Genomic DNA, 14,491 nt, shown 5'->3' with positions numbered 1-14,491 from the left:
CGGCCATGAACAAGCATGTCACCGCCGCCATTGCTTTGCTTGCCGCTCCGGCCGCCGTTCTGGCAGCCTGCGCCGACCCGTCCGCCGACGATGAATCCGCGACTACCACCACGACGACCACGACCGCAGAGGCCGATCCCGCGCCGGTACTGACTGCTCAACTCAGCTCAGCTGACGGTTCAGCCGTCGCCCAGGCCAGCATCGACTTCACCGACGGCTTTGCCACCGTGACCGTCGAGACCGTTGAGGGAAGCACTCTGTCGCCAGGGTTCCACGCGCTGCACCTGCACGAGTTCGGGCGCTGCGAGGGCGCCGACTTCGTCTCGGCCGGCGGTCACTTCCAGGCGCCAGGTAGCACCGGCCAACCCGCCAGCGGCGATCTGCCCCCGCTGCTGGTCCGCTCCGACGGCGCCGGCAAGCTGGTGGCCACCACCGATGCGTTCACCGAGGAGGAACTGACCGGCCCCAACGGATCATCGATTCTGCTGCATGAGGGTGCCGACATGCCGGGCTCAACCGAGGGCGCCGACACGCGCATCGCCTGCGCAGTGATCAGCCCCGCCGGCGACGAAGCCCCGCAGATCACCACCACGGTCGTCACCGAGACAGTCGTCCCGTCCCCCGCGCCCGGCGTCGAAACGTCGCCGCCGGCGTCGCCGACGCCGACGCCGGAAGGCGAGACCACGACGACCACCCCGACCGTCACTGAGACTACGTCGCCAACCACGACCACCGAGACCAGCCCGGCGACATCGCCCGCACCGGCGGGCTGACCGGAGTCGCTGAGGTTCGCCCTCTCGCCCGACGGACAACTAGGTCTCGTCGGGGATGTGGTGTCGGGTTTGGTGGCGCGCCGGTGCATCGGGGTCCTCGTCCTGATGCTCGAGCTTGTCCTGTAGTTCCTGCTGCTCAGCCGTGGCCTTGGTGGCGTCCTCAGGCGTCGGGGGAATCTTGCTCTGCTCCACTGCGAACCTCCATAACCGTGTGGGCACGCGCACAGGGTTGTCCAATCGGTGGCCGCCGAAACCTGGAACCGGGTGCCCCCTGCGGGTCTACCGGTCTTCTGTCGGCAGAGCCGCGAAGCGGTCGGTGTGGCGCACGGGCCGGATCATGATCTCGGTGATCAGACCGTCCGCAGTCCGAACCTGGATGACCGCCCATGGGTGACCACCGGGCGCGATGACATCGACGACGCACCCGTTGACCCTCAGGGTCGTGCTTACACGGATGCGCGCGAGATACGAACGGGTTTCTGTTGCGACAGCGGCCGATCCGGTGACAGTGCCCGGGGTGCCGTCCGGCAACAGCGCCGGGTCGACGCGGCGCACGCAGTCCGGCGCCAACAGCGCAATCATGCGGTCCAGATCTCCGCCCCGCGCCGCCTGCAGAAATGCATCGACGATCGTGCGGTGCTGGGCATCCTCGATGTCTGGCAGACGGTCCGGCGGGCCAGGGCGGATCCGGGCGCGCGCCCTGCTGGCATGCTTCTTGGCCGCTGAAGGGCTCGTGCCCAGTACCTCGGCGATGTCGTCGAACGGGATCGCGAACAGGTCGTGCAGCACAAAAGCGACACGCTGTGCCGGCGTCAATCCGTTCAACAGCACCAGCAGTGCTCTCGACACATCCTCGCGACGCAGCATGTCCTCATCGGCTGCGGCAACCGTGTCGACATCACGGTTCACATTCCGGGTCAGCGTGTTTCGGCGTTGGCGATCCCGCAACTGGTCCAGACACACCCTGCTGACCACGGTGGTCAACCAGGCAGCAGGATTCGCCACTGCCGCCCCGTAGGACGACTGCGCACGCAACCACGCCGTCTGGACCGCGTCCTCGGCGTCGTGAGCCGAGCCCACCATGCGGTAGGCGACCGCGAGCAGCATCGGTCGTGCTTCTTCGAATTCGGCAGTCGAGATCACCACGTCACCTTTCCCGGGGACCGGACGTCGTAACGAGTGAGAGCAGTTCGACGGCCTGGAAGGACGGTGACGTGATGAGCATACCGACGCGGGATGGGTGGAGGTGCTGACGTGACGGCTGCGACGGTGGCACCCCTGCTGGCGATCACGGTGGCGTGTGCCCTGGCCAACATCGGCGTCGCCGTTGCGGATTGGCGGCAGGCCCCATTCGTGATGGCGAACTCATCCGAGGTGGGTGTCGCGTCGAGTGCGATTCCCTACCTCGGAGCCATGAAGATGGCCGGAGGCGTGGGGCTTCTCGCCGGCTTGGTTCTGACGCCGTGGTTGGGCTTGGCGGCCGCGGTAGGGCTGGTGCTGTTCTTCACCGCCGCGGTCACTGTCCATCTGCGCGCCCGGGTGCTGCACAACATCGCTTTCCCGATGGGATATCTGGGTTTGGCGGTGTGTTCTGCCGCGTACTTCGCGACGGTCATCGGGTAGCGCCGTCAGATCCGCACGACGGAACTGATCCGGATCTGCGCGGTCTCGCACTGGCGGCAGGTCAGTGGCCGGATCTTCAAGCGAACGTTGGCGATTCGCAATGCGCGTTGACACATCGGGTACGAGCAACCGCAGGAGAGCTTGACCCACCACTGCGCGGGATGAGCCAGTGGACCGCAGAAGTTGCGGCAACTGCACAGGATGTCGGGCTCGAAGTCGAGTTCTGCCAGCGACGGCTCGAGCAGTGTGGTCACGGCCTCCAAATCTAAAGTGAAGGTCGAGACTTTCCCGGGAGGCGCGCGCGAGAATTCGACACCCCGTCTCCGGTGATGCGCCGTCGAGGGCGCGGTCCGGCCTCAGGCGGTGCAGTCCAACGTCACGGTGACCTTCGGCGTCACCGGGACCCGGAACGCGTTGATGTCGTCGCGGTCGTTGACCACGAACGGCTGGCGTGCCACCGGGTGATTGTTGACGCCGCGCACCGAGCACTGGTGCAACGGCGCACTGCCCACACGGCTGATCCGCACGTCGAAACCCTGTGCGCGAAGTTGGTTGATGGTCGTCGAGGCCGAACCACCCCCTGCCGGTGCGGCCGCCGAGGGGGCGGCGACCGCCAGCAGCGCACCGACCGGCAATACGGCGGCGATGATGAACTTCTTCATGGTGGAACTCCTTGCGATGGTGGGTCAGGTGTGACCACGGTGTTTGTTGGGTGACACCATCGTCGGCAAGCGCCCGTTGCGACGCTTGAAGGCTGCGTGGAGATTCCGTGGAGAACAGGCTCGGCAGTGCCGCCCGCTCAGCCGCTGACGACCGACTGATACATCGGGCAGTAGGCTCTGACCGCTCCTTGCATGAGCGCCGCGGCTCCGGCTGGGGTGAGCCCGTCGCCCTGCAGGGACTGCACCAGATCGAGTCGAACCCGAGCCGGGTCGGCGCCGTTGGCCACGCCCTCGGCCACGATGCCGCAGATGTTGTTCCCTGCTTCGACGGCCTGCTCCTCGGACGCGAAGCGCACACCCAGGGTGTTCAACAGCGCGAGGAACTCGGTGTCAGGGTCGGTGGCGTATGCGCTCGGCATCCCGACGACGCCAGGCACCACGACGACGGCCGTGGCCAGGACCGACCCAAGTGTGTGACGGATGCCCATACTGCCTCCTGAAGGCTTGTGTTCAGGGCGGATGCTATCGGGTGTATTCCCCGTGGCGCGGCATCGGCGCGCGCCCGGCGCGGCGCTACCCCCGGCGGCCGCAGATCACGATCAGGTACGCTCGGGAGGCGACTCCGGCGTCTACACGGGCTGTCGAGATTGTCGTCTTCTCCCGGGTTCAGACCGTAGCCTCCCGAACACCGCGACCGCGCATGCGCGGCGCCCGCACGAGACGAGGCTCCCGAGGTGCAGCAATTCACAGAACACGAGGTCGACGGCGTGATTGTCGTCGCTGCCGTGGGTGCTGTCGACATGCTGACCGCGCCGCAGCTGCAGGAAGTCATCAACGCCGCCGCAGAACGGCAACCGGCCGGACTGATCGTCGACATGACCGAGGTGGACTTCCTCGGTTCAGCCGGGATGCAGGTGTTGATGGCAAGCCGTAACACGCTCGGGCCGCAAACCCGGCTTGCAGTCGTCGCCGACGGTCCCGCCACCAGCCGCCCGCTGAAGATCACCGGCATCGCCGACTACATCGATATGTTCTCCACCCTGGACGTGGCACTGACCAACTTCGCCAGCTGAAGGCCCGGATCACGCGATGTTTGCGATTTTCGCCGGTTGGGAACAGATCGATCGGCCAACAGCCATGCTGGTCCCGGACACCGTCTGATGGTCGCCGGGTTGGAGTACGACAAAGGAGCACTTCGGTGGGTGACAACAACAACTCGGGTCCAGAAGAAGCCGTCAAGGGTGTCGTCGAAGGCGCCAAGGGCAAAGCCAAAGAGGTTATCGGCGTCGTGACCGGCCGCGATGATTTGCAGCGCGAGGGAGAGGCGCAGCAGGACAAGGCCGATGCGCAGCGCGAAGCTGCGAAGAAGGAAGCCGAAGCCGAGAGCGCGCGCGCAGCCGCGAAAGCCAATGAAGAACGTCAGAAGGCCGAGCAGTAGCAGCCTGACGGGCAGCGCGCCGCCGCGATGACTGTCACGTCCATACGCAGCAGGTCAGCCGACTGTCGACGCTTTTCGATCGCGTCGACAGCGCTGGCCGTTCAGACTCGTGCGTGTGGACGTGGCGCAACCCGCGAGGTCTCCGTGACGGTGGTCGGGGGTAAGTCCCCTGGGGTGGTGGGGTTTCGGGCCTGAGGCTGACCAGGCCGGACTCTGTTCGGTGTGTCGTTGAGGGCTTTGGGGTGGGGCATCGCGTAGTGGTCATTGAGTTACCGACCAAAGTGACTCAAGCAAAGGAACCACCACGCGATGACCCAGGACCATTCTGCCTTGTTGGCCCAGCTCGATGCGCTCAAGTCCGCTGATGCCGGGGCGGTGTTCGCCGAGCTGATCCGCGCCGGGCTGCAGGCGTTGATCGAGGCCGAGGCCACTGCGACGATCGGCGCCGGACGCTACCAACGCAGCGACGATCGCCGTACGCATCGCAACGGGCACCGGGCCAAGACGGTATCGACCACTTCCGGGGACATCGAAGTCCAGATCCCCAAACTGCGGGCCGGTTCCTTCTTCCCGTCGCTGCTCGAGCGGCGCCGTCGGATCGACCGCGCGCTGCATGCGGTGATCATGGAGGCCTACGTCCATGGCGTGTCGACCCGCAATGTCGATGACCTCGTCGCTGCGCTCGGTGTCGGATCGGGGGTCTCCAAATCGGAGGTCTCACGCATCTGCACCGGCCTGGACAAGGAGATCGAGGCGTTTCGCACCCGCAGCCTGACCCACACCCAGTTTCCGTATGTGTTCTGTGACGCGACGTTCTGCAAGGTCCGCGTCGGGGCACACGTGGTCTCCCACGCCCTCGTGGTGGCCACCGGGGTCTCCATCGACGGCACCCGCGAGGTGCTGGGCACCGCTGTCGGTGACAGCGAGTCGTTTGAGTTCTGGCGCGAGTTCCTGGCCTCGCTCAAGGCTCGCGGCCTGACCGGGGTGCACCTGGTGATCTCCGATGCCCACGCCGGCTTGAAAGCCGCCGTAGCTCAGCAGTTCACCGGCTCGTCCTGGCAGCGTTGCCGGGTCCATTTCATGCGCAACCTGCATGGGGCGGTGGCCGCCAAACACGCCCCGGCGGTGACCGCGGCGGTCAAGACGATCTTCGCCCACACCGACCCCGCTGAGGTCGCTGCGCAATGGGATCAGGTCGCCGACACGCTGTCGGGCAGCTTCCCGAAAGTGGCCGCGATGATGGATGAGGCCAAACCCGACGTGCTGGCATTCACGGCGTTCCCACGTGGACACTGGCAAAAGATCTGGTCGAACAACCCCATCGAGCGGCTCAACAAAGAGATCAAACGTCGCGCTGATGTCGTCGAGATCTTCCCGAACCCCGCCGCGTTCCTGCGGTTGGCCACCGCCGTGGTCATCGAGGCGCACGACGAATGGCAGGTCACCCGGCGCTACCTGTCGGACATCTCCATGGCTGAGCTGCGCAAAGTCATCGCCGCCAAACAAACCGCCACGGAACCCATCACCGAACAACGCCAAATCGCCTAGCATTCATCACGACTCGTTGATCACAACGCGTGTACCCACGCCGATCCGAAGTCCACCACCCCAAGGGGCACTATCGTGGTCGGTGAGATCGACGCGGCCAACGCCAAGCATTTCGCACACACTGTCCGCGAGGCGGCCGGACTGTGCGCGACATTGGTTCTCGATCTCACCGACGTGCCCTTCATGGCCTTCGACGGCGCCTCGGCGCTCTACGCCCTCAGTGCCCATCTGGGTCGAGAGGATGTCAGCTGGTGTGTGGTGGGCAGTCCGTCGGTTCGCCGGGTGCTGCAGCTCTGCGACCCCGAGGGGCTGATCCCGTTGGCCGAGGTCACCGCACTGTGTGGAGCCGAACCGGCCTGAGCCGGGCACGCACACAGACACCCACCCTGGGAAGGCGAACACAGCGATACGGCACCGATCAGGCGACATGTCGCTGCCAGCGCACTGTGATCTAACGCTCACTTTGCCGGGCAAACCTAAGAAATTGTTACCGGAAGGTTTCCTGGCCGTTCACCAAGCGGTACCGCCCAATCCTGCGACGCCCCTGTTCAGGGGCTGTTTTGCCATGGCCTGGCGGGAAGCATCGGAAATCAGCCAAGAAAAACTTAAGCGATGCCTGAGAAGTGTTGGGGCGCTTGTTCATTGCGGGAAACCAGCCGTTCGTGACCTTGAAATTCCGTCGCTACAGTGGTTTCAGGTCGCTCCCCACACGGGGGCCAGGACAGCCGATCTAGGCCGGTTGCAGTACATGCCGGCGGAGGTATCACAGCACATGGCAAAAATCGCGGTGCCCCCAGGGCATGCACCTCACGACGTCAGACGCCAGGCATCGAGCGCGATTCGCTCGAGCAGCGAGTCCGGTGGAGCCTTCGAGCGCCGCTTGGCCGTCGGGCGCGGCCCAGTAGGCGAAGTCGCCTGCTCGGCAGCCGCGGGAGACGGCTCCTTCGCCGTCGCGAACTTCGCCGACGACAGCGTATCGCTGTTCGACGTCGCCGGCCTCGAGCTGATGGGAACCGTCGCCGTCGAAGGTGAGCCGATGGCCGTCGTCGTCGCCGACGACCGGGCCTACGTCAGCGTCACCTCGGCCACTCACGATGCAGTGATGGTGATCGATGTGGACGCCCGTGGAGTGATCGCCAACTATCCGCTGGCCTCCGGAGTCAGCGCACTGGCAGTCAGCCCGGACGGAAAGCGGGTCTACGCGGGCCGCGCCGTGAACGACCGGGTCGAGCTTTCGGTCATCGACACCGCCGCCGAGCGCGTCGGCACCATTGACATCGGTTCCGGACCTGCAGCCAGCGTCGACGCCATCCGTGTCGACCCACGGGCAAAGCGGCTCTATGTTGCCGTCACCGACGACCGGGGTAGCCAGGTGGTCATTGTCGACGCGGAAACCACCCGGGTTGCGCGGGTGATCCCGGTCGGTCCGCCGATCCGCGACATCGCCTACGGCGGGGATGCGGTGTACGTGCTCACCTCTGACCGTGCCGTCGGCGGCGCGATCTATGTCGTCGACCTGGGCACTCACCGGGTCAGCGACTTCGTCGCCCTCGGCGGCGCACCCACCCAGCTTTCGCTCAGTCCCGACGAGGCCCGCGCCTACGTCGTCGACTACGACCGCGTCGTCGTGGTGTGTGCGTTGAGTCTGGACGTCATCGACAGCCTGCAGACCGAAGCGCGGCCGTCTTGCGTGGCCCAGCGGGCCGACGGGTCGCGGCTCTTCGTCGCCGACTACTCCGGTGCGGTGAACGTGTTCGCAGTGGAGTCGACACTGCAGGACCTGTACTCCGAGCTCCTCGCGACTGACCCGATCGCGCTGAGCCTGCCCAGCGCCCGCGAGCCCGTCACCGCCTGACGCCTGGGACCTCGGTTGCGGGCAGGTCAACGCCACTGATAGCGGGTTTTGGGGCGGCCGGCCTTGCCGTAGTCGGTGTGGCGGCCGACGGTGCCGTCCTCGGCGAGGCGTTCAAGGTAGCGCCATGCCGTCACCCGGGATACCCCGACCTGCTTGGCGACCTCATCGGCGGTCACCCCGTCGGCCGAATCGCGCACCGCACGGGCGATTTCGTCGTGGGTGCCGGGCGCGGCGCCTTTCGGCGCGGCGGTGCGATCGGACCCGACGCGTAGCTCGGCGAGCGCGCGGTCGATCTCGGCCTGGCTTGCGGCGTCCAGTCCGGCCGGCAGTGCCTCGCGGTAGCGGCGGTAGCGCTCCAGGCGATCCCGAAACGCGGCGAAGGTGAACGGTTTGAGCAGATAGGCCAACGCCCCGTGCCCCACCGCGGCCCGCACCATCTCCAGATCCCGCTCGGAGGTGATCGCGATGATGTCCGGTGCCGGGCGTAGCCCCGACAAGGCCGATGCGAGCGCGATCCCGTTCGCGTCGGGTAACCCGATGTCGAGCAGGACGAGATCGATCGGGGACTCCGCGGCGATCGACTCGGCGGCCGCACGCATCGCGTCCCGCGCGGTGTGAACGACGGCCGACACCGAAAAGCCGTGCAGACGCAGCAGGTAACTCCGATGCGCTTCGGCGATCAACTGTTCGTCCTCGACGATCAGAACGTTGATCATCGGCGCGGCACAGTGACCGTCACGACCGAACCGTACGTCACGTCGGCGGCCAGCTGCCCGTCGTGGCGATTGAGCACCTGCGCTACCAGGGCCAGGCCCAGCCCGTGCTGCCCGTCGGCGCCGGGCTTGGTGGAGTACCCCCGCGTCATCGCAGTCTGAAACAGCCTGGTGTCCATACCCTCTCCGCTGTCGGCGACACGGATCAACAACCTCTCGCGGTCCTGGTTCACCGTCACCTCGACCCATGGGTCGGCCGGGTCGCAGGCATCCATCGCGTTGTCGATGAGATTGCCTACCACAGTGACCATCTCCTGCCCGGATAGCAACAGGTCGTCGCTGTCGGTGGGCAGCTCGGACTCCTCGGTGACGGTCAGTTCGATACCACGCTCGTTGGCCTGAGCGGTCTTTCCCAACAGCAGCGCCACCAGCGCCGGCTCACCGACTGAGTTCGACAGCCGATCGACGAGCTGCTGGGACAGTTCGAGCTCGGCGGTGGCAAACCTGACGGCCTGCTCAGGACGACCCATCTCGACCATTGTGACGATGGTGTGCAGCTTGTTCGCCGACTCATGGGCTTGGGCACGCAGCGAGTCCGTCAGAACTTTCAGTGAGTTGAGTTCCCCGAGGGCGCCCTGCAATTCGGTGCGATCACGGATGGTGACCACTTCGGAGCTGTCGGCATCCGAGCGCACCCGGGACCGATTGACCACCAACACGCGGTCATCGGTGACATGAACCTCGTCGCGTGCGCCAGGGTTGTAGGTGCGCAGGAACTCTGGCAGGTCATCCTGGGTGACCTCACCGTCGGGCAACGACAACAGCCGGCGGGCTTCGTCGTTGACGACGGCGACCCCGGATCTGTCCAGCACGATCAGCCCTTCCGACACGGAGTGCAGGATCGCGTCGTGGTGGTCGTACATCACGCGCAGCTCCTCGGGCCGCAGTCCGCGGGTCTGACGTAGCAACCGGCGGCGGATCCCCCATACTCCGAGCAACGAAATAAGCAGTGCGCCAACGCCGATCGAGACAATGATGGCCAACTGCGAGCGCCAGCGCTCAGCCAGGCTCTTCTGCAGGATGCCTGCGGCCACCAGCGCGACGACGCGGCCCTGCGCGTCATAGACCGGCGCAACGGCGCGTACCGAGGGCCCCAGCGTGCCGGTGTAGACCTCGGTGAAGGTCTCTCCCTGCAACGCGGCGTCCATACTGCCCAGGTAGCGACCGCCGATCTGGGACGGATCGGTGTGGGTGAACCGGGTGCCGTCGGGAGCCATGATCGTGATGAACGCGATGTCGGTGTGCGTGCGCACCGCCTCGGTCACCGGCTGCAGCAACTCCGTGGCCCGGCCCTGCTCGACCGCGGTCACGGTCGACGGTGAATCGGCCAGGGCCGCCGCGATGCCGAGTACCTGCTGCTCGGCCGCGGCATTGCCGTCGCGACGCGCATCCAACAGGGCCAGGGTGCTGCCCAGCGCCACGATCACCGCGATCACCAGGATCTGCAGCGCGATGGCCTGACCGGCCAGCGACTGCGGCCACGGCGATCTGCGTCGCATTCCGCACGACCTTCCCGTTGAACGAAATGAACTATTATCTCACTTACTCGTGGATGACGCTTTTATGCGCTGACCAGCAGGTTTACTAGTCACAGTGCAAGATAATATCAGAGCACGGCGTACGCGAGTACGATAATTGACATGGCTGAGTCGCAGGAAAAGTTAGCTGGCCTGGTCCCGTCGTGGGTGCTGGCGCTCCGCGCCGCTGGCAAGTCGCCCGCCACGGTTGACCAGTATGAAATCAGCGTGCGCGTGTTTCTGCGATGGTGCGCCGACAGCGGTGTGCCCGCAGTGCTGGACCGCCGCACAGTGACCGCTTTCCTAGCGTCACTGCCATCACCGGGAACCACCTATGTCAGACAGGTTGCACTGAAACAGTTTTCGCGCTGGCTGGCTGCCGAGGGTGAAATCGATGCCGACCTGTTGACCGGGCTCACCCTGCCAAAAGTCCCTGCCAAAGCAGCCAACCCGCTCACTGACGATGAGCTGGCCGCGCTGTTCAAAGCATGCCGGGGCAACACATTCCGGGACCGCCGCGACGAAGCGATGGCGCGCATACTCGCCGAAACCGGCCTACGAGCGTCCGAGCTGCTCGGGCTCAGTGTTGACGACGTCGACCTGTCCCGCGGCCTCGCCCAGGTGCGGCGAGGCAAAGGCGGTCGCGGGCGCGTGGTGCCGTTCGGCCAGAAAACGGCGCACTCCATCGACCGCTACATGCGGGCTCGTCGCGAATTGAAGGCGTCCCAGCTGTGGCTCAGCGAATCCGGTAAGCCACTCGCCTACGCCGGGGTGAACCGCGCGCTCGGCAAGCGCGCTGCCGACGCCGGGATACAGCGTTTCCATCTGCACCTGCTGCGGCACACCATGGCGACCCGCTGGCTGGCCGCTGAAGGCACCGAGGGTGGTCTGATGGCGGTCGCCGGGTGGCGTCGCCGCGAAATGCTGGACCGCTACGTCGCGGCCACCGCGTCCGACCGCGCCGCCGCCGAGGCGAAACGTCTCGCGCTCGGCGAACTCTGATGTCGTTGGCGAGTCTGGTGCGCAGACAGTTTCGATACCAGGGAACCGAAACCAAAGCTATTGCCGCCGCACTGCCCCCTCTGCCGCGTGCCAACCGCGTTGCATGACGGTGTATAGAATCGACTGACCGGCGTGTCGTCGATGCGTGTCGCACCAATTGCGTTCAGCAGGCCACTTTGCCGAGGTGAGTCAAAAGACTCAACAGACAGAGGGTTTCGCGCACGGTTTGCTTGACAATCCCAGGATGGGGACGCCGTTCGGTATGCGTGTGTACCATTTGCCTGTGTTCTGCGCGCCAGATGTAAGCGGTTCCGGCAGTGGCGGTTCGGCGCGATCAGGGCTTAGCTTGGCGGTAGCAGCCGCGACTGACCTTCGCGGCGGTGGAAGATTGGAGCTTCGCGGGGCACCCGTCCCGAGTTGAGGTCACGAACAGCAGTGTGTGAAAGGACACCGCCGTGACATCTCCGAAACTTACTGCCGCGCAACGTCATCAACGCGCCAAGATTGCCGCCAATACGCGGTGGGCGCAGACACCCGACCACGCGTCCCGTCTGGCGGTCACACAACCTGGCCGCGACGCAGCCGAACGCCGGTTCGCCGACCTGGTCGACCCCGACCGGAAACTGTCGGAAACCGAACGGGCCAAGGCGATACGCAACGCGAAGGCTGCTCATTTTCAGCAGTTGGCGTTCCGCGCGTCACGTGCCCGCCAGCGGCGGGGGTCGGCATCGTGAGCGACCGAGCCGAGCAAAACGCGGTGTATCGCATGTTCGACGCCGATGGTCGACTGTTGTATGTCGGCGTGACCTGCCGGGGCTCTCGTCGCATCGTTGAACATCACACGAAAGCGTGGTCGCCCCGCGTTGACACCATAAAGATCACCCACTTTCACGACCGTCGTCGTGCGCTCGACGCTGAAACTAGAGCCCTCGCAACCGAGTCACCGCTGCACAACCGCGTAGGCGTGCCGGTCAGGGTCTGCGGAATGCCCACACGACTTGGCCGTCCGTGCCAGTTCATCACCGATGGCGGGCCGTGCGCTATGCACGACCCGCAGCGCCGCCCGCCTGGCCGAGCTGCTGCGTCCCGCGCGGGCAACCGCGCGCAAGCCGAAGCGGTCATCGTGAAGGCCGCCCACGTGAGTCACGTGACTCAGATTGAGCCGCAACACAATTCGGATGTCAGCACCCGCGAATACGGCGGGGAGGTTGACCGCTGAGATGCCCCAGAAACCAGAACCCCCCGACCGTGGGAAGGCGGGGGGCACTAGCAACGCTGCTGACACAAGCGACACCGATCTTACACCGAAGCCGATCCGACTGCCATGGGACGGCAACCCGTACTACGACAACCAGGCAGCCGCAGACAAGGCGATAGCAGCGGCCCAGCCGCCACGCACAGACCCGAACAGCGCCGTGGTCACCACATACGCGCGGAAAGCGTTTGACGCCGAGACACGGATAGTGGCCGACGCACCGAAAGGCGACCGCAACACCCAGCTGTTCCGGTCAGCGGCCAACCTGTACGAACTGGTCGCAGCGGGTGCGCTCGACGAAACCGACGTCTACAGCGCGTTGCGGGATGCCTGCCGGGCCAACCTTCTCGAACAGGAGGACGGGGAAAAATCGGTCACCGACACGATCGCCAGTGCTCGCCGTCGCGGATTCGACAACCCACGAGACCTGTCCAATGTCGGCACCAGGGCGCGGGCCGGTGGCATCTACGCCGATCATGACGACGAGCCGGAACCGCTACGGTTCAACGACTTCCAACGCCTTGAAAGGGGGTTCTGGACCGAGCGGGAGTCGCTGCAAACCATCTATCTTGCGGCACTGTCGCGGATGTGCTCACCGTGGCCGGTGCTCGCCCATTGTGTCGCCATCGCGTTGGCCATGCTGCGTCCGCACATTGTGTTGCCGCCGCTCATCGGCGGGCGCGGCTCGCTCAACTGGTTTGGTGTGGTCGCAGCCCCGTCAGGGGCAACCAAGTCAGCGTCGGAAAGTGTTGCACACGAGCTTGTTCGGTCGACAGTGCGGCGACGGAACCTGGGCAGCGGGGAGGGGTTTCTCGACGCCTACACGCGACCGGCCAACAAAGAAACCGGGGAACCTGCCGGGCTGCACGAGTCGGTGCTGTTCGTCGCCGACGAAGGCGACAGCCTGCAGGTGCTCGGCTCCCGTAAAAACGCGACCCTGTCGAGCACGCTGCGATCCGCGTTCACCGGCGCGCAGATCGGGTTCTCCTACCGCACCAACGATTTACACCTGCCAGCGCACAGCTATCGCACCGTTCTAGTGATCAACATTCAACCAGCCAAGGCGGGCGTGCTGCTCGACGACCGGACAGGCGGTCTACTGCAACGGTTCATGTGGTTTCCCGGCGTCGACCAGCGGGTGAGCAGGCAAGCCCCACCATGGCCTGGGCCGCTGGTGTTGCCGTCGCCCGCGGCGTGGCAGTACCCGAAAGAATTGGCGGTTCCTTTCGAGGCCGTCGAGATGATCCGCGATGCCGCAGAACGGCAACACCGTGACTGCGACGAGCACGACAACCTAGACGCACACGCCCTATTCGTGCGGGAAAAATTCGCGTTCGCACTGGCCGTGCTCGACGGCCGCGACGAAATGACGCCAGACGATTGGCGGTTGGCCGGGGTCGCGGCACGGGTGTCGACGTTCACGCGTGACTATGTCACTCAAGAGGTCGACCGCGCGACGGTTACCGAGGCCCGCAAGCGGGGCCGCACGCGTGGTGTCGAGTTCGACGCCGCCAACGACGAGCAGAGCCGCCAAGGTTTTCAGCGTCGCCGCCGACTTGAAAATTGGGTGGTCGGCAAGCTGCGCGAGGCGGGGTCAGACGGAGTCACCGAAGGCACATTGCGGCGTCGTGCAGCCGGTCGTGACCAGCCGCATATCGCCAAGGTACTGCTGGGTTTGGCCGAGTCCGGCGAGGTGCGCCGACTTGATCCGCAACCGGGTGAACGCACCGTGAGATGGACGCTGAACGGTTGATCCGCTGCGGCGCACAGCAAATGACGACAATGACGACATGACGACATTGTGTTGTCGTCGTTCGGCGCTTCCGCCGAAAAGTAAGGGAGACCTAACAACCCATCTATCAGGTATATATAGACTAACTAACTATCGAATTCGCGTATTAGGGGTTGTCCACACCCAACCCCCAATGACGACAGAATTTTGTCGTCATGACGACACCGCAAGCAAACGACGAGGGCTGCGGCTGTGCCGCAATGGTGCGCTGCCGTTGGTGGTCACCAAGCGCGACCCCGGCGCTGCGATGCAC

The 14,491-nt window shown here is 65.4% G+C and carries 18 protein-coding genes; 11 read left to right on the top strand and 7 right to left on the bottom strand.

All coding sequences use genetic code 11. The features are described 5' to 3' along the window. Positions 1–5 precede the first annotated feature (5 nt). Positions 6–773, top strand: coding sequence for a superoxide dismutase family protein (locus KXD98_RS19945; protein ID WP_260760053.1), 768 nt, complete (start codon positions 6–8; stop codon positions 771–773). Between the two features lie 39 nt (positions 774–812). Here KXD98_RS19945 and KXD98_RS19940 read toward each other — a convergent pair whose 3' ends face one another. Together KXD98_RS19940 and KXD98_RS19935 are read right to left on the bottom strand one after the other, a co-directional pair. Then, the gene (locus tag KXD98_RS19940; protein ID WP_260760052.1) at positions 813–965 is read right to left on the bottom strand and encodes a hypothetical protein; all 153 of its coding nucleotides are present in this window, start codon (positions 963–965) and stop codon (positions 813–815) included. A gap of 87 nt (positions 966–1,052) precedes the next feature. Continuing rightward, positions 1,053–1,916: a sigma-70 family RNA polymerase sigma factor gene (locus tag KXD98_RS19935; RefSeq protein ID WP_260760051.1), complete on the bottom strand. Its 864-nt coding sequence runs from the start codon at positions 1,914–1,916 to the stop codon at positions 1,053–1,055. 93 nt (positions 1,917–2,009) lie between these two features. On the opposite strand from KXD98_RS19935, the gene KXD98_RS19930 reads away from it, so the two are divergent. Next, positions 2,010–2,396, top strand: a complete 387-nt coding sequence (locus tag KXD98_RS19930) for a DoxX family protein (RefSeq protein ID WP_396881692.1) — start codon at positions 2,010–2,012, stop codon at positions 2,394–2,396. Positions 2,397–2,401: 5 nt separating this feature from the next. On the opposite strand, the gene KXD98_RS19925 is transcribed toward KXD98_RS19930, so the two are convergent. The 3 genes from KXD98_RS19925 to KXD98_RS19915 all read right to left on the bottom strand — a co-directional run bounded on the left by KXD98_RS19925 (position 2,402) and on the right by KXD98_RS19915 (position 3,546). Beyond that, entirely contained in the window at positions 2,402–2,650 is a 249-nt protein-coding gene (locus tag KXD98_RS19925; RefSeq protein WP_260760049.1) for a hypothetical protein, read from the bottom strand. A gap of 102 nt (positions 2,651–2,752) precedes the next feature. Further along, positions 2,753–3,058 carry a hypothetical protein gene (locus KXD98_RS19920; protein ID WP_260760048.1) on the bottom strand — a complete coding sequence of 102 codons (306 nt, stop codon included), beginning with the start codon at positions 3,056–3,058 and terminating at the stop codon, positions 2,753–2,755. A gap of 137 nt (positions 3,059–3,195) precedes the next feature. Next, positions 3,196–3,546 (bottom strand): DUF732 domain-containing protein, encoded by a 351-nt coding sequence (locus KXD98_RS19915; protein ID WP_260760047.1) that lies wholly within the window; start codon positions 3,544–3,546, stop codon positions 3,196–3,198. 246 nt (positions 3,547–3,792) lie between these two features. On the opposite strand from KXD98_RS19915, the gene KXD98_RS19910 reads away from it, so the two are divergent. The 5 genes from KXD98_RS19910 to KXD98_RS19890 all read left to right on the top strand — a co-directional run bounded on the left by KXD98_RS19910 (position 3,793) and on the right by KXD98_RS19890 (position 7,899). After that, positions 3,793–4,131, top strand: coding sequence for an STAS domain-containing protein (locus KXD98_RS19910; RefSeq protein WP_260760046.1), 339 nt, complete (start codon positions 3,793–3,795; stop codon positions 4,129–4,131). Between the two features lie 125 nt (positions 4,132–4,256). Beyond that, a complete protein-coding gene (locus tag KXD98_RS19905; RefSeq protein ID WP_260760045.1) occupies positions 4,257–4,496 on the top strand; it encodes a CsbD family protein in 240 nt (79 codons plus the stop codon). Between the two features lie 309 nt (positions 4,497–4,805). Then, on the top strand, positions 4,806–6,044 hold the full coding sequence (locus tag KXD98_RS19900) for an IS256 family transposase (RefSeq protein WP_260760044.1): 1,239 nt from the start codon (positions 4,806–4,808) through the stop codon (positions 6,042–6,044). Positions 6,045–6,119: 75 nt separating this feature from the next. Beyond that, on the top strand, positions 6,120–6,404 hold the full coding sequence (locus tag KXD98_RS19895; protein WP_260760043.1) for an STAS domain-containing protein: 285 nt from the start codon (positions 6,120–6,122) through the stop codon (positions 6,402–6,404). Between the two features lie 412 nt (positions 6,405–6,816). Beyond that, positions 6,817–7,899 (top strand): YncE family protein, encoded by a 1,083-nt coding sequence (locus KXD98_RS19890; RefSeq protein ID WP_260760042.1) that lies wholly within the window; start codon positions 6,817–6,819, stop codon positions 7,897–7,899. A 26-nt stretch (positions 7,900–7,925) separates the two neighbouring features. Here the strand turns inward: KXD98_RS19890 and KXD98_RS19885 are convergent, their stop codons facing one another. Both KXD98_RS19885 and KXD98_RS19880 read right to left on the bottom strand, forming a co-directional pair. Continuing rightward, positions 7,926–8,615 (bottom strand): response regulator, encoded by a 690-nt coding sequence (locus KXD98_RS19885; RefSeq protein ID WP_260760041.1) that lies wholly within the window; start codon positions 8,613–8,615, stop codon positions 7,926–7,928. Then, positions 8,612–10,171 (bottom strand): sensor histidine kinase, encoded by a 1,560-nt coding sequence (locus KXD98_RS19880; RefSeq protein WP_260760040.1) that lies wholly within the window; start codon positions 10,169–10,171, stop codon positions 8,612–8,614. Before KXD98_RS19880 ends, KXD98_RS19885 begins: the two co-directional genes overlap by 4 nt. 141 nt (positions 10,172–10,312) lie before the next feature. On the opposite strand from KXD98_RS19880, the gene KXD98_RS19875 reads away from it, so the two are divergent. The 4 genes from KXD98_RS19875 (at position 10,313) to KXD98_RS19860 (ending at position 14,199) form a co-directional block, all read left to right on the top strand. Beyond that, complete coding sequence (locus tag KXD98_RS19875) at positions 10,313–11,191, top strand: tyrosine-type recombinase/integrase (protein ID WP_260760039.1); 879 nt, start codon at positions 10,313–10,315, stop codon at positions 11,189–11,191. Between the two features lie 455 nt (positions 11,192–11,646). Continuing rightward, positions 11,647–11,925 (top strand): hypothetical protein, encoded by a 279-nt coding sequence (locus tag KXD98_RS19870; protein ID WP_260760038.1) that lies wholly within the window; start codon positions 11,647–11,649, stop codon positions 11,923–11,925. Further along, positions 11,922–12,410: a hypothetical protein gene (locus KXD98_RS19865; protein ID WP_260760037.1), complete on the top strand. Its 489-nt coding sequence runs from the start codon at positions 11,922–11,924 to the stop codon at positions 12,408–12,410. Before KXD98_RS19870 ends, KXD98_RS19865 begins: the two co-directional genes overlap by 4 nt. Before the next feature lie 244 nt (positions 12,411–12,654). Further along, entirely contained in the window at positions 12,655–14,199 is a 1,545-nt protein-coding gene (locus tag KXD98_RS19860) for a YfjI family protein (RefSeq protein WP_260760036.1), read from the top strand. The last annotated feature ends 292 nt before the right edge of the window (positions 14,200–14,491 follow it).

The organism is Mycobacterium sp. SMC-4, assembly GCF_025263265.1.
Lineage (GTDB): Bacteria > Actinomycetota > Actinomycetes > Mycobacteriales > Mycobacteriaceae > Mycobacterium.
This window is presented reverse-complemented; position numbering and strand designations above follow the sequence as displayed.